The organism is Streptomyces globisporus C-1027, from assembly GCF_000261345.2.
Taxonomy (GTDB): domain Bacteria; phylum Actinomycetota; class Actinomycetes; order Streptomycetales; family Streptomycetaceae; genus Streptomyces; species Streptomyces pakalii.
The window spans coordinates 5,799,146-5,822,911 of record NZ_CP013738.1 but is presented as its reverse complement, the minus strand read 5'-3'; the positions used below and the strand labels follow the sequence as shown (position 1 = coordinate 5,822,911).

Genomic DNA, 23,766 nt, shown 5'->3' with positions numbered 1-23,766 from the left:
CGTGATTTCACGCCGAATGTTCCTGACCGGCGCCGCCGCATCGGCCGCGGCGCTCACGTACCCCGCCTGGGGCACCGCGCTGAGCCCCCGCGCGTCGGCGGCCCCCGCCACCTGCGAAATCGCCCTGGAGAACAAGTCGCTGCCGGGCACGGTGCACGCGTATGTGACCGGCCATGAGCTGGGCACCGACCGCTGGGTGCTGCTGAAGCCGGACGGCGGCGTCTACCGCCCCGACTCCCCCGGCGCGCCGCAGACCCCGCTGCCCGTCGACTGCGCCATCCCGCTCAAGGGCGCGAGCGCGGGGCCGGTCGTGCTGACCCTGCCGCAGATGTACGGGGCGCGGGTCTACTTCGTCCGCGACGACAAGCTGGACTTCTTCCTCAACCCGGGCCCGTCCCTGGTGGAGCCGGCCTTCGCGACGCCGACGGACCCGAACTACGGGCGCACCTGGGCGTTCGCCGAGTTCACCTTCAACACCGAGCAGCTGTACTCCAACATCAGCTACGTCGACCTGCTCACCGCGCTGCCGATCGGCATCACGCTGGAGGGGGACGCCACCCATGTCGTGGCCCCGCACCCGGAGGGCGCGGTGGAGCGGATCGCGGAGGACCTCGCCGCCCAGGCGGCCGCCGACGGACAGCCCTGGGACAAGCTGATCACGCGGGGCGACGACGGCAAGGTGCTGCGGGTCGTCTCGCCGCAGAACATCATGGCCCCGTACTTCGACCGGCCGGACGAGATGCCGTTCCGGGGCCTGTTCGAGGCGCAGATCGACGAGGTGTGGGAGAAGTACCGCTCCGAGGACCTGCGCATCGACCTCCAGGGCGGCCGGGGCACGCTGGCGGGCCGGGTGAGCGGTGACGTCCTCACCTTCGAGGGCGGCCACACCTTCACCAAGCCGCAGACGAAGGACATCTTCACCTGCAACCACGGGCCGTTCACCAACAACCCGGACGACTCCGACGACAAGAAGGCGATCCTGGCGCGGCTCGCGGCGGGCTTCAACCGCTCGATCATGCTGAGCCACCCGAGCCAGCCGAACGGCACGTCCACGGGGGACTACTACAAGACCGCGGTCACCAACCACTGGTCCCGGGTGGTCCACGCGAACAGCCCGATCGGTTACGCGTTCCCGTACGACGACGTCCGCCCGGACGGTGAGCCGGACGTCTCGGGCGCGGCGCACGACGGGAACCCGCGCCGCTTCACGGTGAGCGTGGGCTCCTGACGCCCTCCCGCCAGGCCCCTGTGTGCCCCCGCCCGTTCCGGCGGGGGCACACGCGTGTCCGCCCTGGAAACCCTGACCGCCCGGGAATTCGATATCCCGTCAATTGACACGATGTGTGGCGTTCTTGACTTCGCTCCACCGCCCCGCGACGGTGCCGTATGCGAATGAACCGACTCCCCCGCCGACTCCCCCAGCGGCTGCTCACGGCCGTCACCGCCGGACTCCTGCTGACCGCCGCGGCCCCGGCCCACGCGGACCCCGCCCCGCCGCCGTCACCCGCCCTGCAGGCCTCGGGCGCGCATGGTCTGCGCGCCTTCCAGCAGAGCTACGGCCTGCCCGTGACCGGCCGGGTGGACACCGCCACCGCCCACCTGCTCAAGACCGCCCCGGACAGCGAGCTGCGGACGTTCTTCGCCGCCCCGTCCGACCTCGGTCCGGAGCAGCTCGCCCACGCCCGGACGGTCATCGGCGTCGGCAAGGGGGCGGAGCTCTCCGAGGAGGCCCAGGTCATCGCCCTGATGGCGGCGATGCAGGAGTCGAAGTTCGTCAACTACACGTCGGCGGTCGACCATGACTCGCTCGGCGTCTTCCAGCAGCGCCCGAGCATGGGCTGGGGCACGCCGGCACAGATCACGCACGTCCCGACCGCGTCCAAGTCCTTCTACGGGCTGCCCTCGCCCAGCGCCAACCCGGGGCTGCTCCAGATCGACGGCTGGGACTCGATGGAGCCGGGCGATGTGTGCCAGGCGGTCCAGCGGTCGGCGTATCCGGACCGGTACGCGCAGTGGGAGGACTTCGCCCGGGACCTGCTGGAGCAGGAGGGCCCGGACGCCGACCCGATCCCGTAGGCGTGCGAGGGGGCCGCCCCGGCGCTGGACGGCCCCCGACGTACCTCCCCGGTCAGCAGCCGCCGCAGTTGTAGTAGGTCACGTCCCAGTGGTTGCCCTCGTCCGCGTAGATGTTGCCGGATCCGGACTGGTACTGGCGGGCGCCGTCGCCGCGGGTGCCGATGTAGGTGAAGGTGCCGGTGACGTAGTTGTTCACGCAGGTGCTCTTGGCGAAGTCGAGCTTGTAGCCGTTCCAGTGGGAGTACGTGCCGCCGGCGTGCCCGGTCTCCGTGCCTCCGGTGATCCTGAGCGCGCAGCCGGTGGCGCTCTTGAGGGTCTGCGCGCCCTGGGCGCTGGCGAGGTTGAGCTGGTCGAACGACGTGCAGGTGGGGTCGTTCCGGTTGGAGCAGCCGCCGGAGGACGACCAGGTGATCCCGGACGAGCTGAACCGGGAGGTCGCCTGCGCGTGGGTCAGCTTGGTCACGGCGTGCGCCTCGGTGGCGCCGCCGCCGAGGACGCCGATCCCGGGCGCGCAGAGCGCGCCGAGGACGAGGGCCAGGGCGGTGAGGGCGGAGCGGAGTCGTGGACGGGTCACCATGGGGGGATTCCTCCTGCTCATGACAAAACGGTGGGTGCGCGGGCACGGTCCGCGCGGACCGGGGGCAGGGAGATAGTGCCCGAGTTCTACGCGCGTCGCCAGAGTGCGGGGACTCCCGCGCACCACCCGCGCCACACCCGCACAGCCGAAAGGTTGAACTTTGAACAAGATGGAGTTACAGTCAATCTCGTTGAAGGTTAAACAACCTCCACGAACACGTCCCCCGAGGAGGAGCCATGGCTCTGTTCAACCGCAAGTCGACCGCCACCGCCCCGACCGCCGAGGCCCCCGCGGTGGACCCGGCGCTCGCCGCCCTGACCGGCACGTACGCCCTGGACCCGGCGCACAGCAGCATCGGCTTCACAGTGCGCCACGCGATGGTCACCAACGTGCGCGGCTCCTTCGGCGAGCACGAGGGCACCCTGGTGCTGGACGGCACGGACCCGGCGAACTCCTCCGCCTCCATCGACGTGAAGATCGCCAGCGTGGACACCGGCATCGCCGACCGCGACGGCCACCTGGTCAGCGGCGACTTCTTCGACGCCGAGAAGTTCCCGCTCATGACGTTCCGCTCGACCAAGGCCGAGCAGCTGGGCGGCGAGGCGTACCGCATCACCGGCGACCTCACCATCAAGGACGTCACGCGCCCGCTCTCCATCGACCTGGAGTTCAACGGCTCCGCCACCGACGTCTACGGCAACGAGCGCGTCGGCTTCGAGGGCAGCACGGACATCCTGCGCTCCGACTGGGGCCTGACCTGGAACGCGGCGCTGGAGACCGGTGGCGTGATGGTCAGCGACAAGGTGAAGCTGACCTTCGACATCTCGGCGATCAAGGCCCCCGCCGCGGCCTGACCCCCTCCGCACGCACGCGCAGCGCCCCGCACCCGAATCCCCCGGGACGGGGCGCTGCGCGTGTGTGCACGGCTGCCGACTACTTCGCGACCTTCTCCGCGAAGAGCGGGACGACCTTCTCCAGCGCGTACGAGACGGACAGGATCGAGTCCGTGGCGAACGCCTGCGAGATGTCCTTGTCGTCGAAGACGATGGCGTTGCCCGCCTTCACCGACGGGACGGCCTTGTACAGCGGGTCGTTGCTGATGTCCGTGGCCGGGATGCCGATCGGGGTCATGACCGTCAGGTCGGCGTCGAGCAGGTCCAGGTTCTCCTTGGAGACGGACACGGAGAAGCCCTCGCCGGCCTGGGCCTCGGCCTTCGGGTTGTTCTTGAAGCCGAGCCGCTCGACGAAGTCGATGCGCCCGGTGCCACCGACGTAGACGCCGAAGCCCTCGGACGTACGCGAGCCGACCGTGATGGTCTTGTCCTTGAACTCGGGGTGGGCCTTCGCGGCGGCCTCGAACTTCTTCTCCGTCTCCGCGATCAGCTCCTTGCCCTTCTCCGGTACGCCCATGGCGGCGGCGATCATCGTGGTCTGCTGCTCCCACGAGAGCTTGTACTGGTCGCCGCCCTTCGGCACGCCCACGGTCGGGGCGATCTTCTTCAGGGTGTCGTAGCGGGTCTGGTCGCCGCTGGACTTGGTGTCCAGGATCAGGTCCGGCTGGAGGGAGGCGATCTTCTCGAACTCCGGCTCCATCGTGCCGATGAGCTCGGGCTTCTTGTCGTACATGCCCTTGGCCCACGGGCCGACGCCCTCGCCACCGAACGGCAGCCAGTCGCTGGCCCCGACCGGCTGGCCGCCGAGCGCGAGCACGGTCTCGGCGTCGCCCCAGCCGAGCGCGACGATGCGCTTGGGCTGCTTGTCGACGGTGACCTCGCCGAACTTGGTCGCCACCTTGGCGGGGAAGGCGCCCTCGGAAGCACCGCCGGAGGCGGAGGAGGACGCGGAGCTGTCGGAGTCGTCCGACGAACCACAGGCCGAGAGGCCGACGAGCAGGGCGGCGACGGCACCGGCCACCAGGACGGGGGTACGGCGGGCGCGGGGAGCGGAAGCGTTCATGCCCTTTAGGTTAGCCTCACCTAATGACAACGGTGCCATCGGGTTGACCCGTGTGCCCCGCTCCCCCGTACGCCCGGGTGTGCGCCCTCATCCGCCCGAGTGCCCCCGCCCCCGTCCGTACGAGGCTCAGGCGGCCGGGTCCTTGATGTGGTGGCGGCCCAGCGGCACGACCATCGGGGTGGCCGACGCCGGGTCCTCGATCACCGAGCAGCGCATCCCGAAGACCTCGCCGACCAGCTCCGCCGTCACGATGTCGACCGGCCGGCCCTCCGCGACGATCCGCCCCGCCTTCATCGCGATCATGTGGTCCGCGTACCGGCAGGCCAGGTTCAGGTCGTGCAGCACGGCCACCATGGTGACGCCCTGCTCGCGGTTGAGGTCGGTGAGCAGGTCGAGGACGTCGAGCTGGTGGCTGGCGTCGAGGAAGGTCGTCGGCTCGTCGAGCAGCAGGATGTCGGTGCGCTGGGCGAGCGCCATCGCGATCCACACCCGCTGGCGCTGGCCGCCGGACAGCTCGTCCACCGACCGGTCGGCGAGTTCGAGGACGTCGGTCGACAGCAGCGCCTGCGCGACCGCCCGGTCGTCCTCCGCGCTCCAGCGGCGGAACCACCCCTGGTGCGGGTAGCGGCCGCGCCCGACCAGGTCGGAGACCGTGATGCCCTCGGGGGCGGTGGGGCTCTGCGGGAGGATGCCGAGCACGGAGGCGACCTCCTTGGTCGGCATCTCCTGGATGGACCGGCGGTCCAGAAGAACCGCACCCGCGGAGGGCGCCAGCAGCCGGGCCATCGCCCGCAACAGGGTCGACTTGCCGCAGGCGTTGGGGCCGACGATGACCGTGATCTTCCCGGGCGGCACGGCCACGCTCAGACCGGGGACGATCTCGCGTTCGCCGTAGCCGAGCCGGACGTCCCGGGCTTCCAGAGTGTGTTCGGCCACGACAGGGCCACGCCTTTCTTCGTCGTCTTTCTGACGTGTCTGGTGCGCCATCTCAGCCCCCGCTGCCGACGCGGTTGGCGCGGGCCAGGAGCAGCAGCAGATACGGGGCCCCGATGATGCTGGTGACCACGCCCACCGGCAGCTGCACCGGGAACAGGTGCTGCGCCGCGAAGTCCGCGACCAGGACGATCAGCGCCCCGGTCAGGGCGGCCTGCGGCAGCGCCGCGCCCCGGCCCGGGACCAGTCGGCGGGCGATCGGTGCGGCGACGAACGCCACGAACCCGACGGGTCCGGCGGCCGCGGTCGCGACCCCGGCGAGCGCGGTCGCGCAGGCCAGCAGCGCGAGCCGGCCGCTCTCGACCTTCGCGCCGAGCCCGGCCGCCGCGTCGTCCCCGAGCTGGAGGGGGCGCAGCGCGTGGGCGGCGAGGACGGTCAGCGGTACGAGGAGGCCGAGGGCGATGAGGAGCGGCCACATCTGGTTCCAGGAGCGGCCGTTGAGGCTGCCCGCGAGCCAGCGGAACGCCTCCTGCGCGTCGGTGACCTCGGAGCGGGCCATCACGTACCAGACGATGCTGGAGAGCCCCATGCCGACGCCGATGCCGACGAGGACGAGGCGTTGTCCGGCAATGCCCTGCCGCCAGGCGAGCAGATAGATGGCGGCTCCGGCTACCAGGGAGCCGGTGAGAGCGCTCGCGGACAGGGCGAGTCCGCTGACCTGGAAGAGCAGGGCGGCGGTGACGGCGACCGCGCTGGCCCCGGCGCTGATGCCGATGAGGTCGGGGCTGGCGAGGGGGTTGCGCAGCACGGTCTGGAAAACGGCTCCGGAGAGTCCGAACGCGACGCCGACGAGGATCGCGAGGAGGGCGCGGGGCAGCCGCAGTTCCAGCACGACGAACTGCGATCCGCCGTCGCCGCCGCCGAACAGGGTGGCGACGACCTTCCCGATGGGCATCACCATGTCGCCGAAGCTGAGGGAGAGCCCGAACACGACGACCACGGCGGCGAAGAGGCCCGAGCCGACGAGGACGGAGCGGCGCAGGCCCCGGCCGCGTACGGCGGAGACCTGGCGTACGGCGGCGGCGAGGCGCTCGTCGTCCGCGTGCGTGGCGTTCTTGGCGACGGCGGGTGTCCGGTTCACAGTTCCACCAGCTTCCTGCGGCGGACCAGCCAGATGAAGGGGATGCAGCCGATCGCGGCCGTGATGACGCCGACCTGCACCTCGCCGGGGCGGGCGATGACCCGGCCGACGATGTCGGCGACGAGCAGCATGACCGGGGCGAGCACCATGCTGTACGGCAGCACCCAGCGGTAGTCGGGCCCGGTGATGAGGCGGGCGGCGTGCGGTACGGCGAGCCCGACGAAGCCGATGGGCCCGGCGACGACGGTGGCCGCGCCGCAGAGGATCACCACGGCGAGGGCGGACACCATCCGGATCGCCCCGACGCGCTGGCCGAGGCCGCGGGCGAGGTCGTCGCCGAGGGAGAGGGCGTTGAGCTGCGGCCCGAGGGCCAGGGCGAGGACGGTGCCGACGAGGATGAACGGCGAGACCTGCCACAGCACCTCGGAGCTGCGGGCGGTCAGCGCCCCGAGCTGCCAGAACCGGAACTGGTCGTAGCTGCCCCGGTCCTGGAGCAGGATCGCGCTGGTCACCGAGGTGAGGACGGCGGCGGTCGCGGCCCCGGCCAGGGCCAGCTTCACCGGTGTCGCGCCTTCCCGCCCGAGCGAGCCGACCCCGTACACGAGGAGGGCGGCCAGCAGCGCGCCGAGGAAGCCGAACCAGATGAACTGGGTGGCGACGGTGAACCCGAGCAGGGTGATCGAGCACACGACGGCCACGGACGCGCCGGCGTTGATGCCGAGGAGCTGGGGGTCGGCGAGGGGGTTACGGGCGACGCCCTGCATCACCGTGCCCGCGAGGCCGAGTGCCGCACCGGCGAGCAGCCCGGCGACGGTGCGCGGGATGCGGACCTCCTGGACGATGAGCTGGCCCTTGACGGAGACGTCCGGGTCGAGCACCCCGTCGACGACATCGCGGAAGGGCACGTCGCCGGAGCCGATGGCGAGACTGGCCACGGCGGTGAGGAACAGCACGGCGAGGGCGGCGAGCAGCCCGAGGGCGAGCACGGGGCGGCTGCGCTTGCGCCGCGCTTCCTTGCCGCCGTCGGCCGGTATCTCCCTCCCCTTCTCCAGGGAGGCCGAGCCGCTCACGACCCGGCCGCCGGGGCAGCCGGAATGCGCTGGTGCACTGTTGTTCGTTCCTCACGCTGGTTCGTCGGCGCCGGGAGCGCCCCTGGGCACGGGAGACGCCCTCGTCGCCGGTCCACCCGGACAGGGAGACCGCCGGTCCGCCCCGGACGGGGACATGACCGGTCCACCCCGGACGGACAACACAAGGGGGCCCAAAGTAAGGTCACCCTAACAGCGCCTGTCAGCGCGGCGCGCTGCCGCACCCCACGAGCTCCGGAGCACCGCCTTGTCGTACGCCGCCGATCCCACCGCCCCCGCCACCGGTCCCGGCGTCACGTCCGGCGTACCCGATCCGCTGGCCGGGGCCGTACCCCTGGGCTCGGCGGAGGAAATGCGCGAGCTCCTGGGCACTCCGCACCCGATCGTCATCGACAAGGTCCACGACCGGCTCACCGACGACGATCTGGCCCTGCTGGCCCGCTCGCCGTTCTGCACCCTGGCCACCTCGGACGCGGACGGCAACTGCGACTCGACCCCGCGCGGCGACACCCCCGGCTTCACCTACGTCCTGGACCGGGGCACGATCGCCCTGCCCGACCGCCCGGGCAACCGCCGCGCGGACAGCTTCCACAACATCCTGGCGAACCCGCGCGTGGGCCTGCTCTACCTGATACCGGGCGCGATGGACGTCCTGCGCGTCAACGGCCGCGCCCGCATCCTCACGGACGCCCCGTTCTTCGACGCGATGACGCTGAAGGGCCAGCGCCCGAAGCTCGCCCTGGTCGTCGAGATCGACGAGATCTTCCGCCACTGCCCGGCGTCGCTGAAGCGGTCGGGGGTGTGGGCGCCGGAGACGTGGGCGGGGGCGGAGGCGGCGGGCTGAGCAGTCCGCGATCCGCGATCCGCTGTGCAGGAATCTCATCTCCTGGCCGCAGGTCGTCGTCCCCGGCCGGACCGGCCGCGCGGGTCGGCCGGTCGCCCCGGAGGCGCGCGCCTGACCCGTACGCGCCGCGCTGTCACCTCCCCGCACGCTCGCCCGAATGCCGCGCCCCCTCGGCCGGGCCCTGTCGTTGTCGGGATGTGACAGCTGAAGGCTCGCTGAGGAATGTGCCGACCCCATGACTGAAGAAACCATCCTGCTCAGGGACTTCCTCGCCACGATGAACCGCCTGCAGGCGGATCTCGAACGGCGACTCGACAGCATGGGACGCGACGCCGCGCCGGGGGCGCCACCGCACGGCACCTCCCGTGCGACGGCGGATCCCTGGCAGCCCTGGAGCAGTCACGAGCCGGGCCGCCCCCTCGGGCTGGAGGCCATCTGGGCCGATGCGCGCCGTTCACCGGACGGGCGGACGGGCGGATACGAAGCGCGGAGAAACCATTCTTCTCCGCGCTCCCCCGCTCAGGGAGCTCCCTCGTCGGCAGATCCGAAAGGAAGCGTTTCCCCCTGAGATTCCGCTAAGACGCGCCCCCGGCACGCGGCGCGCGCCGCATCACCCACAGCGCCGGGCCGCCGCCCGGCAGCGCCGCCTCGCCGAGCACCGTGAAGCCGAAGTGCTCGTAGAACGGCAGGTTGTCCGGCTTGGAGGACTCCAGGTAGACCGGCAAGCCCGCCGCGTCGGCCTTGGCCAGCCCGGAACGCAGCAGCGCCGCCCCGTGCCCCTGGCCCCGGGTGGCCGGGTCCGCGCCGACGACCGCCAGGTACCAGTGCGGCTCCTTGGGGCCCTGCTCGGCGGCAGCCGCGACCGCGTCCCGGAACAGCGGCGCCCGGTCGCCGAGGATCTCCTCAAGCTCCGCGACGGTCTCCGCGTCCGGAACGGTCTTCTCCTGCCCCTCCGGCGCCACCCAGAACGCGGCCGCCGACGCGGTGCGCTCGCACACCCCGTGGCGGCCGTACTGCCGGGTGAAGATCGTGGTGAAGTACCGGACCAGGTCGGGCTCGCGCGAGGCCCCGCCGGGGAAGAACCACCCCATCATCGGGTCGTCGGCGAAGGCGCGGGCCAGGGTGCGGCTGATCTCCGGGGCGTCGTCGAGCGTGGCCGCCTGCGGAGTGTTCGTTATCGACATACGGGGCATTCTGCACGTTGATGATCTTGAGAGGTGAGGCGGGTCCTCGAACAGCGGACACGGCCCCGGACACCGGTCCCGGCTCCCGGCTCCCGGCGATAGCCTCGCGCGATGGACCGACGACTGGCCGCGTACGCGGTGTGCATCGAGGACGGCCAGGTACTGCTCGCACTGGCCGTGGGCCCGGACGGCGACCGCACCTGGACCCTCCCGGGCGGCGGGGTCGAGCACGCGGAGGACCCGTTCGACACGGTGATCCGGGAGGTCGCCGAGGAGACGGGTCTGGAGGCCGTGGTCGAGCGCCTGCTCGGCGTGGATTCGCGGGTGATCCCGGCGGGCGAGCGCCGCCTGCCCGGCGCGCCCGAGCTGCAGAACGTCGGCGTCTTCTACGGTGTCCGCGTCACCGGTGGCCGGCTCCGTCCCGAGCCGAACGGGGACACCGCCGCGTCGGTGTGGACCCCCGTCGCCGAGGTCGCTCGCCTGCGCCGGTCGTCGCTGGTGGACATCGGGATCGATCTCGCGCGGACGCTACCGCCCTCCGGACATGTCGGCCCTGTCCCGGTCGGCGGCCTGGTCCAGCACTGAGAAGGACCGGGCGGCGGTGGCGCGTGACACGGGATCACCGCCCGGCCAGATCAGTGGCGGCTGGACATCCAGACCCAGATCGCCGCCACCACCACGCCCAGCAGGACCACGCCCGCCACGACCGCCAGAAGCACCGTCAGCCCGCAGCCTCCCGCGATACCGGCGTGCACCTTCTCCTTGAGCGCCTCGGCCTCGGCGTCCGGGTTCCGCTCGGACTCCTCGCCGCCGTACCAGTCGTATCGCTGCATCGTCGCCCCCTGGGATCGCGGCCAGACTGGAACCGGCGACCGGCACGGCCTCCGCCGGCCCTCGGTACGCAGGCGACCGAACAGGTGGACGCCACAAGGCCCCCGCCCGTCGGCCGACGGGCGGGGGCCTGTCTCGTGGGCCCTCAGTGGCGCTACGCCTTGCGCTGCATCGAGGAACGGGCCGGGTTGCCCTGCTCACCCGCCTTCGGGTCCTTCTCGCCCGCCTTCGCGCGGACGCCCTCCTGGATGCGCTTGCCGATACCGGCGTCGATGTTCGACCAGTACTGGAACGCCCGCTGGAGGACCGGCTCGGTCACCCCGTTCAGCAGGTGGCCGACCACGTTGTCCACCAGCCGGTCCCGCGCCGCGTCGTCCAGGACCTCGCGGACCATCGTGCCCGCCTGGCCCCAGTCGTCGTCCTCGGCGTGGTCGACGTAGGCCGCCCGGGTGATGTCCCCGTCGGCGTACCAGCTCGGCGGGGTGCCGTAGCGGGCGGTGTCCGCCTCCGGGCCGCCCTTGGAGTTCGGGGCGTAGACCGGGTCGGAGGTCTTGCGGTACGCCATCGCCCCGTCCTTGGAGTACGTGTGCACCGGGGCGACGGGAGCGTTGACGGGCAGCTGCTGGTAGTTGCCGCCGATGCGGTAGCGGTGCGCGTCCGCGTAGCTGAACAGCCGGCCCAGGAGCATCCGGTCCGGGCTCGGCCCGATACCGGGGACGAAGTTGTTCGGCTGGAACGCCGCCTGCTCGATCTCGGCGTGGTTGTCCGTGGGGTTGCGGTCCAGCGTCATCCGGCCGACCTCGATCAACGGGTAGTCGGCGTGCGGCCACACCTTGGTCAGGTCGAACGGGTTGAACCGGTAGTCCTTGGCGTCCTCGTACGGCATGATCTGGACCTTCAGCGTCCAGCTCGGGAAGTCGCCGTCCCGGATGTGCTCGAACAGGTCACGCGTGTGGTAATCCGTGTCCGCCGAGGCCATCTGGTCGGCCTCGTCCTGGGTGAACGTCTCGACGCCCTGGTCGGTCTTGAAGTGGTACTTCACCCAGAACCGCTCACCCTCGGCGTTGATCCACATGTACGTGTGCGAGGTGTAGCCGTTCATGTGGCGCCAGGTGCGCGGGATGCCCCGGTCCCCCATCAGCCAGGTGACCTGGTGGGCCGACTCCGGGGAGAGGGTCCAGAAGTCCCACTGCATGTCGTGGTCGCGGAGGTTGTTGTCCGCCCGGCGTTTCTGGGACCGGATGAAGTGCTGGAACTTCATCGGGTCCTTCACGAAGAACACGGGGGTGTTGTTGCCCACCATGTCGTAGTTGCCTTCGCTGGTGTAGAACTTCACCGCGAAGCCGCGGGGGTCACGCCAGGTGTCCGGGCTGCCCCGCTCCCCGGCGACGGTGGAGAACCTGATGACCAGGTCGGTCGTGGTGCCGGGCTGGAAGAGCGCGGCCTTCGTGTACGCGGAGACGTCCGCGGTCACCTCGAACTTCCCGAAGGCGCCACTGCCCTTGGCGTGCGGCTGGCGTTCGGGGATGCGTTCGCGGTTGAACTGGGCCATCTGCTCGATCAGGTAGGAGTCCTGGAGCAGGATCGGCCCTCCCGGGCCGACGGTGAGCGAATGCTCGTCGCTCTCCACCGGGGCACCGGAGTCGGACGTGGTCGGCTTACGGGTCGTGTCCGTCATGTCCTCATGTCCTCTTGTCGGTCGTGCGCGGGCGTCGAGGCCTCGGCTCGGCTCTGCCCTACGGCTACCCTGTCGCGCCTCTGCCAATGTAGGCATATGCGGATGAATCGTCCCGTCGAGCTGTCGTGGCCGCCCGGGTCAGCGGGACCTGTTCCCCGCGATCAGGCGGTAGAGGGCGAGAAGGATCACGGAACCGACGACTGCGGCGATCCACGTCGACAGACTGAAGAACCCGTCGATCGAATCGACCCCGAAGATCACCTTGCCCAGCCAGCCGCCGAGCAGGCCACCCGCGATACCGAGCAGCATCGTGATCAGGCAGCCCCCCGGGTCCTTGCCCGGCATCAGCGCCTTGGCAATGGCGCCCGCGAGCAGGCCGATCAGAATCCAGGCGATGATGCCCACGAAAGTCTCCCTCTGTGATTCCTCTCCCGGCGTCCTCGTTGCCCCGGGCACCCTCCGCGTATCCCCCCAAACGGAACTCACACATCCGCCGGGCGAAGTCCGTCACCCCCGCGACCCGTCATCCGCCCGCCCTCGTTACGCCGGACGGGGGCGGGCCGTGGAACCGCCCGCCTGCGCACGGAACGACGTCACGCGGGGGCGCCGAGCGGCGGGTGCTCCAGCACGCGGGGCTTGTACTCGACCAGCTGGGTGCGGCCGTCGAAGGTCCGGTGCCCGATCATGTCCAGGGCGACGTCCGGATAGCCGTCGTAGATGCGCTCCGAGCCCGTGGCACCGGTGATCACCGGGAACATCACGACCCGGAAGCGGTCGACGAGCCCGGCCCGCAGCAGGGACCGGCACAGGCTGAGGCTGCCGATCGTGCTGAGGAGCCCCGAGCCGTTCTCCTTCATCGCGCGGACCGCCTCGACGGCGTCGCCGCGGACGAGCGTGGAGTTGGCCCAGGTCAGCGGCTCCTCCAGGGAGGCCGAGAACACCACCTTGGACGCTCGCGTGAGCTCGTCGACGGATTCTTCCTCCTCGGGCCTGAACTCGTCCTGGCCGCCCGGCACCTCGCCGGCCGCGAAGCCGGACATCAGGCGGTACGTCTTCGCTCCCATGAGGTAGGTGACCTCGGGCTGCTCACCGAGCCAGGCGAGGTACTCCGGGCCCTCCAGGCCCCAGAATCCTGGCCAGCCCTCTCCTGACGCACAGCCGTCGAGGGAGGTGATGAAGTCGACGAGAAGCTCCGACATGGCGGTGTCCTTTCCTCGGATGTCATGGACCCCAGGTGTGATGAACCCCGGGCGCCATGAACCTTGGGTGTCATGAACTTGGACCGGCGGCGGGCCACAAACTCATCGGACCCGTTCGCTTCTCGACTCTCGACGGCGAAGAGGCGCTACGCCCGCCGGGCCGCCACCGCCAGCCGGGTGTCCTCGGTGATCAGGTCGCCGTTGACCGCGCCTCCCGCCATGAGGCCGGCCGCAGCCGCGCCGATCACCTGCTCGGTGAGGCGGGTGACGTTGCCCGCCGCCCAGACCCCGGGGACCTCCGTCGCGCCGGTCGGGTCGGTCGGGATGTACGAACCGATCACCACCCCGCCCATCTCCTGCGCCACCGGCTTCAGCCCCAGCGACTCCAGGACCGCCGAGCGGGCGGTGAACCGGGCCTGCACCACCAGCGCCTCACGCGGGACGACCCGGCCGGACGCGAGCATCACGCCGGTGAACCGGTCGTCCGCGACCTCCAGGCCCGTCACCTCGCCGTCCACGACCGCGACGCCCCGGGCCGCCAGCTGCTCGTACTCCTCCTCCGTGGGCTCCGGGCCCGTGTGGAGGAAGAGGGTCACGTCGTCGCTCCACTGCCGCCACATCAGCGCCTGGTGCACGGCGAGCGGCCCGGTGGAGAGCACCCCGATCGGGCGGTCCGCCACCTCGTGGCCGTGGCAGTACGGGCAGTGCAGCACCTCGCGCCCCCACCGCGCCGCCAGCCCCGGCACGGGCGGCAGCTCGTCGACGAGCCCGGTCGTCACCAGCAGCCGCCGCGCCTCGACGCTCCGGCCGTCCTCGGTCACGACCCGGAAGCCCTGCTCCCCCTCCTCGCTCTCGGGAAGCCGCTCGGCCGAGGCGACCCGGCCCTCGACGATCTCCGCCCCGTACCCGGCGGCCTCGCCCCGGCCGATCGCCAGCAGCTCGCCCGGCGGGGTGGACTCGCGGCCCAGGTAGTTGTGCACGTGGGAGGCGGGAGCGTTGCGGGGCTCGCCCGCGTCGATCACCAGAACCGAGCGCCGGGCTCGCCCCAGGGCCAGCGCCCCGCTCAGGCCGGCGGCCCCGCCGCCCACGATCACCACGTCGTACCGCTGCTGCTTCATGTCACTCCTCCTTCGCCACGCGGCATCACCACCGCTCGACGACGAGAGTGCGCCCACCTAGGCCGAAACGACAAACATCCTTGCCGAAACAGCAAGTCACGCGATGCTGAACTCGCACCACACGACCTTGCCGGGGTTCCGTTCGGCCACGCCCCACTTGTCGGCCAGCGCCGCGACGAGCAGCAGCCCGCGCCCACCTTCGTCGTCGGCCTCCGGCGGCCCGTCCGCCGCGCGGACCGCACCGCCTCCGCTGTCGTGCATCTCGACGCGGATGATGCTTTCGACCCGCTCCAGGTAGATGTGGACCTTGAATCCACGCCCCGGCGGTACGCCGTGCCGGAGCGCGTTGGTCGCCAGCTCGGTCACGCAGAGCAGCACATCGTCGGCCCGCTGCTCACACTCCCACTCGACGAGCACCTGGCGGGCGAACTTGCGTACGACGGGGATCGACCTGCGCTCACGGCAGTAGAAGGCGGCACGGAAGCACGGGAGTTGGGTTGCCTCGTTCATGCTTCCACGCTCACACGGAGTTACTACGCTGAAGCAGAGCCGAGGGACGTACAAAAGGTTTTGTACGGGTTCTGACGGGTTGACAGCGGGGCCGGAACGGGGAGAAGCCAGGTCATGCAACCGGGAAAGCAGAGCGGCATCAGGCGGGTTACTTCGTGGCAGTTGGTCGGGGCTCAGTTGCGCCACTTCCGCAAACTCGCCGGGCTGACGCAGGCCGCCCGCGCCGAGCAGGCCGGGGTGGGCGAGGACACGATCGCCTCGATCGAGCAGGGGCGACGGGCGCTTCAGTTAGACCTGGCCATCCAGCTCGATGAGCTGCTGGACACCAAGGGCGCTTTGCGGGTCGCGGTGGAGAGGATCCCGCGGAAGGAGCGCTACCAGGCGCTGGTGAAGGACTTCGTGCAGTACGAGCAGGACGCGGTGAGCTTGTTCTCGTACCAGTCGCAGCTCATCCCGGGACTGCTGCAAACCGAGGCATACGCGCGCTTCATCTTCGACTGCAACTACCCACCGCTCGAAGAGGACGAGATCGAGAAGCGGGTGGCGGACCGGCTCGGCCGCCAGAAGATCCTGGAACGCAAGCCCCGGCCCATTCCTCACTTCATCCTGGAGGAGAGCATCCTGCACGCCCAGATGGGCGATCCCGCCGACGTCAGCGCGCTTTTGCAGAGGTATGGGATGCTGCGTTCCCAGGCTCTCACCGTCGCGGAGAGCACCCGGCTACTGGACGCACTGCTTGACGCACTGCTTGGAGAGACATGTCCCGCGCAGCACACCCCTCCCCTGGCCCTACCGAACTTCACTGGCTCAAGTCCAGCCACAGCAACGGTGACGGCGGCGACTGCGTCGAAATCGCCACCCACCCCGCCGCCGTCCACATCCGCGACTCCAAGGTGACCGACGGTCCCGTTCTCACCGTCGAGCCCGCCACCTGGAGCGCCTTCGTCCACGACAGCGGCACCGCCCTCTGAGCAGTCCGACAGTGAACCGCCCCGGCCGCCGCCGCAGCCGGGGCGGTCCACTGTCCGCCCGCTACCTCAGTCTCAGTAGCGGATCCACAACTCGTAGACGCCCGGCTTCCCGGCGAACGGGTTGCAGATGAACACGCGGCTCCAGAGGCCGTTGTCGGCGCCGGCGTTGCCCACCGCCTGGCACTCCGCCAGGCTCGCGTGGTGGCTGCGGAGCCAGAAGCCGGGGCCCGTGGCGGAGGCGGTCGAGGCGGTGCCGAGGAGCATCGCTCCGGCGGTCGCCACGGTCACCGCGAGTGCGGCAATACGTCTGTGCATGTCGGTAACTCCGTTTTCAGTCAACACACATGACTGTGCGTCAGCGAATGAATGAGTCGAGCCGATCCGAACAGCGCGCGCCGCCACGAGAAAGCTAGCGAGCAGCGAACGCTCGCACAATAGGTCTGGACCAATAGGTCACCGCATATGCCCCGTGGCCGTAAACCTCTGTCGTGCCGCATATTTCGCTCGGCACGTCAGCTTTCGGCCGACCGCTCCACCGGGATCCAGAGCTCGGCCTCCGCCCGCTTCCCCTCCTCCGTCAGCCGCACCCGCAGAATCTCCGGGCCGGGCCTCGACGCGTACGGGTTCGACGGGAACCACTGCGTGAACACATCCCGCCAGAGGTACTGGAGGGCCTGCGGAAACGCGCCCTCGCTCTCGAAGACCGCCCACGTGCCTGCCGGTACGTCCAAGGCGTCCAGGCCCTCCGGGAGCTCCCCTTCGCCGGTCACCACCCCGTGCCAGTAGTCGAGTTCGGTGCCCTCCGCGCGGCTCGGGTCGAGCTGGTCGCTCACCCCGACGATGCCCGCCGGCTCCTGGTCGGAGAGGGCCGCGATGCGGTCCAGCTCCTCCCGGCCGATGCCCCGGATGAACTCCGCAATGGCCGGATTCGGTCCCTCGTGGATGAGCGGGACGCGGGCCTTCTTCCCGACCACCCGGAACGCGTCCTTCTCCACCAAGCTGTAGCGCATGGCGCTACTCCCTTCGACGACGAGTCGGAAGGTCAGGCGTTGCTGCGACCGCAGGACCGCGCCCGTCCGGCGGGCCTCACCGGGGCCGATGCCGTGGACGGCCCGGAACGCGCGGGCGAAGCCCTCCCCCGTGTCGTAGCCGTACCGCATCGCCACGTCCAACAGCGAACGGTCACGGTCGCCGAGCACCTCCGCCCCCGCGACCGTCATGCGGCGGCGACGGATGTACTCCGACAGCGGGAGCCCCGCCAGCGCGGAGAACATCCGGCGGAAGTGGTACTCCGACGTCATCGCGATCCGGGCGAGGTCCGCTGCCTCGATGCGCTCACCGAGGTGGGCCTCGATGTGCTCCATCGCGTCGTTCAGCCGTTCCAGCAACTCCTGATCCCCTTCCCTTGCCCGTTCACCGTAGGGAGGGGCCATCCTCCCGGACCCGACCGTCCGTGCCCGGTCCGGTCGGGTCGCCGGGCTTCGCCGGCAGCTCCAGCGGGCCGCCCATCGGCGCGTCTCGTCCGGTCGTAAGGGATCGATCCCCCGGGCAGTTGACGGCACCCGGCCCCGGAACGCCGACAGGGGCGGCCTTTCGGCCGCCCCTGTCCTTGTCCCAGCCGGTTCAGCTGAGCTTGGCGTCTTCCACGGTGCTGGTGACCGTGCCTGCGGTGGAGGTGGTCGCCCCGGCCGCGCCGTCGACCAGCTTGCCGAGGTCGCCGACGTCGTCCAGCGCGCCCAGAGAGACGGCCGGTTCGGCGGCGTGTGCGGTGTCCCCGCCGCCCGGGTGCGGGGCGATGGCGGCGATGACCGCTCCGGTGGCGAGGGTGACGGCGGCGAGTACGCTTCGCTTCTTCATGCCGGGTTCAACGGCCGGAACCCCGCAAAGGGCACGCCCTGATCGGCGATCACTGTCACGGACACGCATACGGACGCCGACACGCCGGGTACGCGGGCACGGTCACCGTCACCGCGCGGCGGACGCGTCGTCCGCGCGGCGCAGCTCTCCGGCCGCCAGCACGATCGCGGCAGCGGCCGCGCCCAGGAGGCCCGGCACCGCGAACATCATCCGGCGGCTGCTCGGCAGCAGGGCGAGGTACTCGTCCCTCGTCAGCTCGACCGCCCGGTCCGTGGTCACCGACGTGTCGTAGGCGACGTACCGGCCCTCGCGCACCTCCGCGTCCTGCAGCCGCTCCCCCGCCCCCGCCACGACGCCCATCGCCATGACAGCCACGCTCGTCGCCGCCAGGAGGCCGAGGCCCGCCTGCACCCGGCCCGGCAGGCAGCGGAACGCCTGCCACTGCGCGCTCCGGTCCGCGCCGGTCGCGAACTGGCGCACCAGGGCCGCCAGGAACAACAGGAAGGCCGGGATGATGACGACCACCATCGGCCAGGCCGGCTCGAACAGCGGCAGCACACCCCGGCCCGGCAGCCAGGTGAGCCCGCCCAGAGCCAGGGCGGCGGCGCTCAGCACGGCGGCCGCCCCGCCGTGCAGCGTGAAACTCCATCTCATGGGCCGGAGCCTGGCACAGCACCCGCGGGCGGTCGCCCCCGACCCCACCTCGCCGTCGACGGCCGCCGGGGCGCTGCCTAGTCTGTGCGCATGCTCGCCTTTGCCCCCGCGGCACTTCTCTTCCTCGTCTTCTGCGTGAGCGTGCTGCTCGAACGCCGCAAGTTCAGCAACGCCGTCGTCCTGGGGCTCGCTGTGCTCTGCGCGCTGGGTGCCCTGCTGTACCGCCTGGTCAGCTCCGAGTCGCCCTCGGTGCCCTACGTCGTCGGTGCGCTGGCGGCACTCGGGGCGGTGGCCCTGCTCGTGCTGGTGTGCTTCCTGTTCCTCAACGGCGTACGCATGCTGCGCAAGGAGGGCCGGAGCCCGTCCAACCTGCTCTCGCTGCTGGCGGCCCTGGCGATCCTCGGCGTCGTCGCCCTGCTGGCGACCGCCGCCGCCGTGCGGACTCCGGTGCTGATCGGGCTGGCGACGGCGGCCGGTGGTCTGGCGCTCTACTTCGCGTTCCTGTTCCTGTGCTTCGTCTGTTACGCGTTCCTCTACGGGCGGCTGCGGGTCCGCCGCAAGGCCGACTTCGTCGTGGTGCTGGGGTCGGGGCTGATCGGCGGCTCCACCGTTCCGCCGCTGCTCGCGAGCCGGCTGAAGCGCGGGCAGGGAGTCCACGCGAGGCTCGCCAAGCGCGGCGGTTCCCCCGTGCTGATCACCTCGGGCGGGCAGGGGCCCGACGAGAAGCTGCCGGAGTCCCACGCCATGGCCGACCACCTGGTCGCCCAGGGATTCCCTGCCGAACTCATCGAACGGGAGGACCGGTCGACGAACACCGAGGAGAACCTGCGGTTCAGCAAGGCGATCATGGAGAAGGCGAAGCCCGACTACCGGTGCGTCGTCGTCACGAACAACTACCACGCCTTCCGCGCCGCGCTCACCGCGCGACGGGTCGGCATCCGGGGACAGGTGGTGGGCTCCCCCACCGCCGCCTACTTCTGGCCCAACGCGATGCTCCGTGAGTTCACCGCGATCCTCGTGGACTACCGGCAGAGCAACGCGGCGATGTGCGTGATCATCGTCCTCGGCGGGGTGGCCGCCTGGTACGCGTCCTGAGGGCTCTCCTGTGAACGACCTCTGACGGGCAGGGACGGGGGAGGCGGACAATCGGGCCGCTCGTCAATCCAGCGGGGTCGAGGTTGTTGTGCAGGCGGCGCGGAGTTGCTTGGGCATTTGTCGTGGGTCTGCTTCCAGTCGGGCTCCGAACTCGCTGACAGAACCGCCGGCCGCCCCCCGGCCGACGCGGTCCGCGGCCCGTTCCTTCCCCCCGTACACTCGGCCCATGGTGGGACGCAGCGCCGAGCCGAGTGAGTGCCCGTACCGGGCCTGCTCCGCGCTGCCCCCGGTCGCCGCCCGCGCGGCCGTGCCCCCGGCGCCCGCCGACGCGGCGCCCGGAACGGGCCGTACCGCACTGCACGGCCACGGCTAGCGATCTTCGCGACCGTTCCCGGCAGCGGCATCCGGCGCTCCACGCCCCCGGTGTGACCGCCCGCCCCGCCGCCCCCCAGACCGACACCACCTCTCCGGCGCGCCCAGCGCCGGAGCCCCCGTCGCCTCCGGCGTTTGCCGGAGGCGTGCGTTCCACGATCGGCTCCACAGCACCACGCGGCCCACGGCGCATCCGCCCGTGCCGCTTCCCGGCGACGGCGCACCAACCGGCCGACGCCGCACTCGAAGGGATCATCGTGAAGCTGAGCGACCTCATGGCCGGCCAGGACCACCATGCGCTGCGGGGCACCCCCGACCGCACTGACGTCACCGCCGGCGTGACCTTCGACGCGGACCGGGTCACCCCCGGTTCCGTCTTCGCCGCGGCGCCCGGCCATGCCGCCGGCGGCCCGGACGCCGTCGCCCCGGCCGTCGCACGCGGCGCGGTCGCCGTACTCGTCGACGAACAGGCGCCACCCCTGCCCGCGGCACTGGGCGACGTGTGCGCCGTACGCGTCCCCGACGTCCGCAAGGCCGCGGCAGTGGTGGCCTCGCGCTACTTCGGCGAACCGGGCCGGGCGATGGACCTGATCGCCATCACCGGGACCAACGGCAAGACATCCGTCTCGTACATGACCGAGTCGGTGCTGCGGCTCGCCGAGCGGGCCCGGGTCGGAGTGATCGGCACCGCGGGCAGCCGGATCGGGGACGAGGTCATCCCGATGCCGCCCTCGGTGCTCAGCACTCCGGAATCGCCCGATCTCCAGTACCTGTTGGGGCACATGCGCGACCGGGCGTGCGGAAGCGTCGTCCTGGAGGCCACGTCGATGGGGCTGCTGACGCACCGCCTGGACCGGACGTTCGTCGACATCGGCGTCTTCACCAACCTGACCCAGGACCACCTCGACGACCACGGCACCATGGAGAACTACCGGGACGCCAAACTCCGCCTCTTCCAGGGCCTGTGCCGACGCGCCGTGGTCAACGCAGACGACCCGGTGGGTGCCGGGATCCGGAAGCTGATGCCCGGCGCGGTGACCACGTACGCGCTGGACGGCGACGCGGACTACCGCGCGAGCGACCTCATCGTGGACGCCTCGGGATCCCGGTTCACCCTGCACCACGACGGTCGCAAGTATCCGGCGGCGATCCCGTCGCCGGGCAGGTTCTCCGTCTCCAACGCGCTGGCCACGGTGGCCGCGTGCCACCTCCTGGGCCACGGCCTGGCCGGGCTCGTCGACGCACTGGACCGGATGCCGCAGATCCCCGGCCGCTTCGAGCGCCTCCAGATCCCCGGGGGTACCTCGGTGATCGTGGACTACGCCCACTCGCCGGACTCCCTCAACAAGGTCCTCACCACCATCCGGGGCTTCGCCCGGGGCCGGGTCATCACCGTGTTCGGCTGTGGCGGCGACCGCGACACCACCAAGCGCGCCGAGATGGGCGCGATCGCGGGCACCCACTCCGACCTGTGCGTTCTCACCTCCGACAACCCCCGCTACGAAGACCCCGAGGCCATCCTCGACCAGATCGCGGAGGGCATCGCGCCGACCGGGACCCCGTTCGAGCGGCTGACCGACCGCCGCCCGGCCATCGCCGCCGCGCTGGCGGAGGCGGGGCCGGACGACATCGTGCTCATCGCGGGCAAGGGCAGCGAACCCCACCAGAGCATCCAGGGCGAACTGCTCCCCTTCAGCGACATGGCCACCGTGCGTGAGCTGATCGGCGCCCAGGCCCGCAGGCGCGGGGACTCGTAGGCGTAGGGCCCGTGGGCGTGCAGGTGACGATCAATGCGCTTGCCGAGCCGACGCCATGGCCTCACCAGGGATGGGGTCGCCGGGCAGCTGGGCCAGGGCGAGGGGCAGGGTCTTCTTGGTGTTGAAGAGTTCTTCGACACCAGTGCGGTGCAAGCGGCGGGCGAAGGAGCTGGTGGCGGGGTTGATCAGGACGAGGCTCCGGAGGGATCCGTGGGCCTGGATGAGGAGGCCGAGGAGGACTTCGTCGCCGAAGTCCAGGTCGGTGAGGTCGACCACGAGCGGACGTTCCGTCGCTGCGGCGGCGTGGAACGCGTGCTCCAGCGCAGGTGTGTTCCACGCTCCGGTGCTGCCGAGCAGAGCCAGGACGCAGGCGTTCGGACGGGTGCACTCGGTGATCCTGACGAGCAGGTCATCGAGTCGGCGTTCCTGCATGTCATGTGCCTTCTGTCCGATGTGGCGCTGTTCATATGCTTTCTTGCGCCGGAAGTAGGCACGGCTGCCGCTCGTCCATTCGGGGATCAGGGTCTCGGGGGCATTCGCAAGGAGAGGAGGGCGGTGTCGTCGCTGGCCCATCCGCCGTGGTGACCGGCCAGAACCTCGGCGATGTGGGCGTTGGTGTCCGCCGCGTCCATGCCGCGGGTGTCGGCGAGGGCTTCGGCGAGGGCCTCCTCGTCGAAGATCGGCCGGTGAGGCAGGGGCTTGCTGGGGTCGGGGCGGGCTTCGCAGGCGCCGTCGGTGTAGAGGAACAGCAGGTCACCCGGTGCGAGGCGGAAGCGGACATCGGTCAGGCGGACGGTGGGCATCACCCCGAGGAGCGTGCCCGGCCGGCCGGTCTGCTGGACGCGGCCGTCGGCCCGGCGGATGAGTGCGGGGGGATGACCGGCCAGGCAGAGCCGCCCGGCCGCCCCGGCAGGGGTCGTACGGAAGGTCGCCTGGACGGCGGTGAGGAACCGCGGCGCGCGCTGAGCGCGCATGGCGGTGTTGAGCCGGTCCAGAACCTCGGCGGGCGAGAGGCGGTCACCCGCGTCGGCGCGCAGGGTGTAGCGGGCCAGGGCGGTCACCTTCGCCGCTTCGAGCCCCTTGCCGCAGACGTCTCCCATCACGGCGGTCCACCACGGCCCGCGGGCGTTGAAGAGGTCGTAGAAGTCACCCACGACCTCGAGGTCCCCGGTGGCGGCCAGGTAGCGGGCCGAGGCGTCCATCCCCGGTACCGGACGCAGGACCGGGGGCAAGAGGCTTTCCTGGAGGCTGCGGGCCAGATCCTGTGAGACCGACAGTGCGCGGTTGGCTGTCTCCAGGGCGCTCTGTGCGGTGCTCAGGGAGATCCGCAGGTTGATCTCGTTGGACACCGCCCGGGCCAGAGTGGCGAGCGTCTCCAGTTCCTGCGGCTGCCACTGGCGGGGGTTCGCGTCGATGACGCACATGGTCCCGATGGCGTGCCCGTCGGTGGTGACGATCGGGAACCCGGCCCAGGATCCGACCCCCCACGGCCCGATCGCCTGATGCCCCGCCGTACGCGGGTCCTTCGCCGCGTCCTCCACGATGAACGGGCCGTTCGCCCCGACGGCGAAGTAGCAGAAGCTCTCCCCCACCCCGTTCTGCCACTGTTCCGACCCGCCGTACGGCAGGTGTGGCACCGACTTCCAATAGGTCCGGGCCCCTCCCACGAACGTGATCGCGGAGATCGTCGCACCAGTGACCGACACCGCCAGCCTGGTCAGATCGTCGAACACCTGCTCAGGAGCGCTGCCGACCATCCCACTGGCCTCCAGCGCGGCCAGCCGCGCAGGGTCGGACAACACCGCCGGCAGCCCGACATCCCCCACCCCCTCGGGATACTCCACCCCACCCAACAACCCGCCCTCTTTCCCCGGCTCCCCGCAGGTGCCCCGCGAGCCACCCAACCACAGCCTGAACGGCCCCGT

The 23,766-nt window shown here is 71.0% G+C and carries 28 protein-coding genes; 10 read left to right on the top strand and 18 right to left on the bottom strand.

Translation table 11 applies throughout. The features are described from left to right. The first annotated feature begins 16 nt into the window (after window positions 1-16). On the top strand, window positions 17-1,228 hold the full coding sequence (locus WQO_RS25740) for a glycoside hydrolase family 64 protein (protein WP_010056339.1): 1,212 nt from the start codon (window positions 17-19) through the stop codon (window positions 1,226-1,228). Between the two features lie 164 nt (window positions 1,229-1,392). After that, the gene (locus WQO_RS25735; RefSeq protein WP_010056340.1) at window positions 1,393-2,076 is read left to right on the top strand and encodes a peptidoglycan-binding domain-containing protein; all 684 of its coding nucleotides are present in this window, start codon (window positions 1,393-1,395) and stop codon (window positions 2,074-2,076) included. Window positions 2,077-2,128: 52 nt separating this feature from the next. On the opposite strand, the gene WQO_RS25730 is transcribed toward WQO_RS25735, so the two are convergent. Then, window positions 2,129-2,653, bottom strand: coding sequence for a hypothetical protein (locus WQO_RS25730; protein ID WP_010056341.1), 525 nt, complete (start codon window positions 2,651-2,653; stop codon window positions 2,129-2,131). Between the two features lie 236 nt (window positions 2,654-2,889). Here WQO_RS25730 and WQO_RS25725 point away from each other — a divergent pair, with 236 nt between their 5' ends. Next, complete coding sequence (locus tag WQO_RS25725; protein WP_010056342.1) at window positions 2,890-3,507, top strand: YceI family protein; 618 nt, start codon at window positions 2,890-2,892, stop codon at window positions 3,505-3,507. 79 nt (window positions 3,508-3,586) lie between these two features. Here the strand turns inward: WQO_RS25725 and WQO_RS25720 are convergent, their stop codons facing one another. The 4 genes from WQO_RS25720 to WQO_RS25705 form a co-directional block, all read right to left on the bottom strand. Further along, complete coding sequence (locus WQO_RS25720) at window positions 3,587-4,609, bottom strand: iron-siderophore ABC transporter substrate-binding protein (RefSeq protein WP_010056345.1); 1,023 nt, start codon at window positions 4,607-4,609, stop codon at window positions 3,587-3,589. A gap of 126 nt (window positions 4,610-4,735) precedes the next feature. Then, window positions 4,736-5,596, bottom strand: coding sequence for an ABC transporter ATP-binding protein (locus WQO_RS25715; RefSeq protein WP_032747469.1), 861 nt, complete (start codon window positions 5,594-5,596; stop codon window positions 4,736-4,738). 1 nt (window position 5,597) lies between these two features. After that, window positions 5,598-6,683 (bottom strand): FecCD family ABC transporter permease, encoded by a 1,086-nt coding sequence (locus WQO_RS25710; protein WP_010056349.1) that lies wholly within the window; start codon window positions 6,681-6,683, stop codon window positions 5,598-5,600. After that, window positions 6,680-7,753 carry a FecCD family ABC transporter permease gene (locus tag WQO_RS25705; RefSeq protein ID WP_010056350.1) on the bottom strand — a complete coding sequence of 358 codons (1,074 nt, stop codon included), beginning with the start codon at window positions 7,751-7,753 and terminating at the stop codon, window positions 6,680-6,682. Before WQO_RS25705 ends, WQO_RS25710 begins: the two co-directional genes overlap by 4 nt. A gap of 265 nt (window positions 7,754-8,018) precedes the next feature. Here WQO_RS25705 and WQO_RS25700 point away from each other — a divergent pair, with 265 nt between their 5' ends. Beyond that, window positions 8,019-8,615: an MSMEG_1061 family FMN-dependent PPOX-type flavoprotein gene (locus WQO_RS25700; protein ID WP_010056351.1), complete on the top strand. Its 597-nt coding sequence runs from the start codon at window positions 8,019-8,021 to the stop codon at window positions 8,613-8,615. 575 nt (window positions 8,616-9,190) lie between these two features. On the opposite strand, the gene WQO_RS25695 is transcribed toward WQO_RS25700, so the two are convergent. Beyond that, window positions 9,191-9,808 (bottom strand): GNAT family N-acetyltransferase, encoded by a 618-nt coding sequence (locus tag WQO_RS25695; protein ID WP_032747472.1) that lies wholly within the window; start codon window positions 9,806-9,808, stop codon window positions 9,191-9,193. Between the two features lie 102 nt (window positions 9,809-9,910). On the opposite strand from WQO_RS25695, the gene WQO_RS25690 reads away from it, so the two are divergent. Further along, the gene (locus WQO_RS25690; RefSeq protein ID WP_010056353.1) at window positions 9,911-10,384 is read left to right on the top strand and encodes an NUDIX hydrolase; all 474 of its coding nucleotides are present in this window, start codon (window positions 9,911-9,913) and stop codon (window positions 10,382-10,384) included. 50 nt (window positions 10,385-10,434) lie between these two features. Here WQO_RS25690 and WQO_RS25685 read toward each other — a convergent pair whose 3' ends face one another. The 6 genes from WQO_RS25685 to WQO_RS25660 all read right to left on the bottom strand — a co-directional run bounded on the left by WQO_RS25685 (window position 10,435) and on the right by WQO_RS25660 (window position 15,135). Then, window positions 10,435-10,632 carry a hypothetical protein gene (locus WQO_RS25685; protein WP_010056354.1) on the bottom strand — a complete coding sequence of 66 codons (198 nt, stop codon included), beginning with the start codon at window positions 10,630-10,632 and terminating at the stop codon, window positions 10,435-10,437. Window positions 10,633-10,784: 152 nt separating this feature from the next. Further along, window positions 10,785-12,308 carry a catalase gene (locus WQO_RS25680; protein ID WP_010056356.1) on the bottom strand — a complete coding sequence of 508 codons (1,524 nt, stop codon included), beginning with the start codon at window positions 12,306-12,308 and terminating at the stop codon, window positions 10,785-10,787. Between the two features lie 138 nt (window positions 12,309-12,446). Continuing rightward, the gene (locus WQO_RS25675) at window positions 12,447-12,713 is read right to left on the bottom strand and encodes a GlsB/YeaQ/YmgE family stress response membrane protein (RefSeq protein ID WP_006127827.1); all 267 of its coding nucleotides are present in this window, start codon (window positions 12,711-12,713) and stop codon (window positions 12,447-12,449) included. A gap of 188 nt (window positions 12,714-12,901) precedes the next feature. Continuing rightward, window positions 12,902-13,507, bottom strand: a complete 606-nt coding sequence (locus tag WQO_RS25670) for a dihydrofolate reductase family protein (RefSeq protein WP_010056359.1) — start codon at window positions 13,505-13,507, stop codon at window positions 12,902-12,904. Window positions 13,508-13,653: 146 nt separating this feature from the next. Next, window positions 13,654-14,625: an NAD(P)/FAD-dependent oxidoreductase gene (locus tag WQO_RS25665; RefSeq protein ID WP_010056360.1), complete on the bottom strand. Its 972-nt coding sequence runs from the start codon at window positions 14,623-14,625 to the stop codon at window positions 13,654-13,656. A gap of 96 nt (window positions 14,626-14,721) precedes the next feature. Continuing rightward, a complete protein-coding gene (locus WQO_RS25660) occupies window positions 14,722-15,135 on the bottom strand; it encodes an ATP-binding protein (RefSeq protein ID WP_010056363.1) in 414 nt (137 codons plus the stop codon). 114 nt (window positions 15,136-15,249) lie between these two features. Here WQO_RS25660 and WQO_RS36945 point away from each other — a divergent pair, with 114 nt between their 5' ends. Then, entirely contained in the window at window positions 15,250-16,032 is a 783-nt protein-coding gene (locus tag WQO_RS36945; RefSeq protein WP_010056365.1) for a Scr1 family TA system antitoxin-like transcriptional regulator, read from the top strand. Then, window positions 15,987-16,106 carry a DUF397 domain-containing protein gene (locus WQO_RS37285; protein WP_335339692.1) on the top strand — a complete coding sequence of 40 codons (120 nt, stop codon included), beginning with the start codon at window positions 15,987-15,989 and terminating at the stop codon, window positions 16,104-16,106. The genes WQO_RS36945 and WQO_RS37285 overlap by 46 nt, the downstream gene beginning before the upstream one ends. A 72-nt stretch (window positions 16,107-16,178) precedes the next feature. On the opposite strand, the gene WQO_RS25650 is transcribed toward WQO_RS37285, so the two are convergent. The 4 genes from WQO_RS25650 to WQO_RS25635 form a co-directional block, all read right to left on the bottom strand. Further along, window positions 16,179-16,421 (bottom strand): hypothetical protein, encoded by a 243-nt coding sequence (locus WQO_RS25650; protein ID WP_006127822.1) that lies wholly within the window; start codon window positions 16,419-16,421, stop codon window positions 16,179-16,181. Window positions 16,422-16,618: 197 nt separating this feature from the next. Beyond that, window positions 16,619-17,494 carry an AraC family transcriptional regulator gene (locus WQO_RS25645; protein WP_010056369.1) on the bottom strand — a complete coding sequence of 292 codons (876 nt, stop codon included), beginning with the start codon at window positions 17,492-17,494 and terminating at the stop codon, window positions 16,619-16,621. 235 nt (window positions 17,495-17,729) lie between these two features. After that, entirely contained in the window at window positions 17,730-17,963 is a 234-nt protein-coding gene (locus tag WQO_RS25640; RefSeq protein WP_010056370.1) for a hypothetical protein, read from the bottom strand. A 108-nt stretch (window positions 17,964-18,071) separates the two neighbouring features. Beyond that, the gene (locus WQO_RS25635) at window positions 18,072-18,617 is read right to left on the bottom strand and encodes a hypothetical protein (protein ID WP_010056371.1); all 546 of its coding nucleotides are present in this window, start codon (window positions 18,615-18,617) and stop codon (window positions 18,072-18,074) included. A 90-nt stretch (window positions 18,618-18,707) separates the two neighbouring features. On the opposite strand from WQO_RS25635, the gene WQO_RS25630 reads away from it, so the two are divergent. From WQO_RS25630 to WQO_RS25625, 3 genes are all read left to right on the top strand, one after another. Further along, window positions 18,708-19,712 (top strand): YdcF family protein, encoded by a 1,005-nt coding sequence (locus tag WQO_RS25630; RefSeq protein WP_010056372.1) that lies wholly within the window; start codon window positions 18,708-18,710, stop codon window positions 19,710-19,712. Between the two features lie 226 nt (window positions 19,713-19,938). Next, window positions 19,939-20,085: a hypothetical protein gene (locus WQO_RS36165; protein WP_158073220.1), complete on the top strand. Its 147-nt coding sequence runs from the start codon at window positions 19,939-19,941 to the stop codon at window positions 20,083-20,085. Between the two features lie 256 nt (window positions 20,086-20,341). Further along, window positions 20,342-21,841 carry a UDP-N-acetylmuramoyl-L-alanyl-D-glutamate--2,6-diaminopimelate ligase gene (locus WQO_RS25625; protein ID WP_058954220.1) on the top strand — a complete coding sequence of 500 codons (1,500 nt, stop codon included), beginning with the start codon at window positions 20,342-20,344 and terminating at the stop codon, window positions 21,839-21,841. A gap of 30 nt (window positions 21,842-21,871) precedes the next feature. Here WQO_RS25625 and WQO_RS25620 read toward each other — a convergent pair whose 3' ends face one another. Beyond that, entirely contained in the window at window positions 21,872-22,273 is a 402-nt protein-coding gene (locus tag WQO_RS25620) for an STAS domain-containing protein (protein ID WP_010056376.1), read from the bottom strand. 86 nt (window positions 22,274-22,359) lie between these two features. Beyond that, entirely contained in the window at window positions 22,360-23,685 is a 1,326-nt protein-coding gene (locus tag WQO_RS25615; RefSeq protein WP_237274168.1) for a GAF domain-containing SpoIIE family protein phosphatase, read from the bottom strand. Window positions 23,686-23,766 lie beyond the last annotated feature (81 nt).

Excerpts from the sequence above, each read along its gene's own strand:
- WQO_RS25650 (WP_006127822.1), bottom strand. The coding sequence starts at position 16,421 with ATGCACAGACGTATTGCCGCACTCGCGGTGACCGTGGCGACCGCCGGA.
- WQO_RS25685 (WP_010056354.1), bottom strand. The coding sequence starts at position 10,632 with ATGCAGCGATACGACTGGTACGGCGGCGAGGAGTCCGAGCGGAACCCG.
- WQO_RS25680 (WP_010056356.1), bottom strand. The coding sequence starts at position 12,308 with ATGACGGACACGACCCGTAAGCCGACCACGTCCGACTCCGGTGCCCCG.
- WQO_RS36945 (WP_010056365.1), top strand. The coding sequence starts at position 15,250 with ATGCAACCGGGAAAGCAGAGCGGCATCAGGCGGGTTACTTCGTGGCAG.
- WQO_RS25630 (WP_010056372.1), top strand. The coding sequence starts at position 18,708 with ATGCTCGCCTTTGCCCCCGCGGCACTTCTCTTCCTCGTCTTCTGCGTG.
- WQO_RS25720 (WP_010056345.1), bottom strand. The coding sequence starts at position 4,609 with ATGAACGCTTCCGCTCCCCGCGCCCGCCGTACCCCCGTCCTGGTGGCC.
- WQO_RS25695 (WP_032747472.1), bottom strand. The coding sequence starts at position 9,808 with ATGCCCCGTATGTCGATAACGAACACTCCGCAGGCGGCCACGCTCGAC.
- WQO_RS25640 (WP_010056370.1), bottom strand. The coding sequence starts at position 17,963 with ATGAAGAAGCGAAGCGTACTCGCCGCCGTCACCCTCGCCACCGGAGCG.
- WQO_RS25670 (WP_010056359.1), bottom strand. The coding sequence starts at position 13,507 with ATGTCGGAGCTTCTCGTCGACTTCATCACCTCCCTCGACGGCTGTGCG.
- WQO_RS25690 (WP_010056353.1), top strand. The coding sequence starts at position 9,911 with ATGGACCGACGACTGGCCGCGTACGCGGTGTGCATCGAGGACGGCCAG.
- WQO_RS25730 (WP_010056341.1), bottom strand. The coding sequence starts at position 2,653 with ATGGTGACCCGTCCACGACTCCGCTCCGCCCTCACCGCCCTGGCCCTC.
- WQO_RS25620 (WP_010056376.1), bottom strand. The coding sequence starts at position 22,273 with ATGCAGGAACGCCGACTCGATGACCTGCTCGTCAGGATCACCGAGTGC.
- WQO_RS25725 (WP_010056342.1), top strand. The coding sequence starts at position 2,890 with ATGGCTCTGTTCAACCGCAAGTCGACCGCCACCGCCCCGACCGCCGAG.
- WQO_RS25660 (WP_010056363.1), bottom strand. The coding sequence starts at position 15,135 with ATGAACGAGGCAACCCAACTCCCGTGCTTCCGTGCCGCCTTCTACTGC.
- WQO_RS36165 (WP_158073220.1), top strand. The coding sequence starts at position 19,939 with ATGGTGGGACGCAGCGCCGAGCCGAGTGAGTGCCCGTACCGGGCCTGC.
- WQO_RS25635 (WP_010056371.1), bottom strand. The coding sequence starts at position 18,617 with ATGAGATGGAGTTTCACGCTGCACGGCGGGGCGGCCGCCGTGCTGAGC.
- WQO_RS25665 (WP_010056360.1), bottom strand. The coding sequence starts at position 14,625 with ATGAAGCAGCAGCGGTACGACGTGGTGATCGTGGGCGGCGGGGCCGCC.
- WQO_RS25735 (WP_010056340.1), top strand. The coding sequence starts at position 1,393 with ATGAACCGACTCCCCCGCCGACTCCCCCAGCGGCTGCTCACGGCCGTC.
- WQO_RS25740 (WP_010056339.1), top strand. The coding sequence starts at position 17 with ATGTTCCTGACCGGCGCCGCCGCATCGGCCGCGGCGCTCACGTACCCC.
- WQO_RS25715 (WP_032747469.1), bottom strand. The coding sequence starts at position 5,596 with ATGGCGCACCAGACACGTCAGAAAGACGACGAAGAAAGGCGTGGCCCT.